This is a genomic window from Rhodopseudomonas sp. BR0G17 (genome assembly GCF_010907025.1).
Taxonomy (GTDB): Bacteria; Pseudomonadota; Alphaproteobacteria; order Rhizobiales; family Xanthobacteraceae; genus Rhodopseudomonas; species Rhodopseudomonas palustris_H.
Genome location: NZ_QUML01000129.1, coordinates 1 through 477, shown reverse-complemented (window position 1 = coordinate 477; position 477 = coordinate 1). Strand labels below are relative to the sequence as shown.

The 477-nt window shown below is 61.2% G+C and carries 1 protein-coding gene; it reads right to left on the bottom strand.

Going from position 1 to position 477, the window contains the following annotated elements:
• On the bottom strand, nt 1-422 hold a 422-nt coding region (locus tag DY467_RS25520; RefSeq protein ID WP_349627693.1), incomplete at its 3' end, for a c-type cytochrome.
• Between the last annotated feature and the right edge of the window lie 55 nt (nt 423-477).

Here is a 477-nt window from a genome sequence, read left to right as displayed (position 1 = left end):
CTCTGATAGGAGGTGTAGGGGAATGCCGGATAGAGGTTCTTGCCGTCCGGCCAGACTTGGTCCGGTCCGACGCCCTCGCGCAATGCGCGGTCGAACTCGGCGAGCGTCCATCCACCCAGACCGGTCTCGCGGTCGGGCGAAATGTTCGGCATGTGAAACACACCGAATTGGGTCTGAAGTGTCCCGCCGCCTCCGAGCTTCGTGTCGTCTTCCTGACCCGGCGTCATGTGACAGGTCGCGCAATCCGATGCAACGAACACCTTCCGGCCGTTGGCGAGATCCGCCCCTGCGAGATCGATCGCCTCGCGCGACGGATGGGTGGCAGACCATGTCCAGGGAGAGGTCAAAACCGCGAAGCCGACCGAACCAAGGAGCAAACAGGTCCCAGCCAGGAGATAGAGCTTTTTGTGGCGCAGTCGCATGTGCTTGCCTCCTGGCATTGGAAAGCGTCCAGTGGATCAGGATTATCCTAGTAGG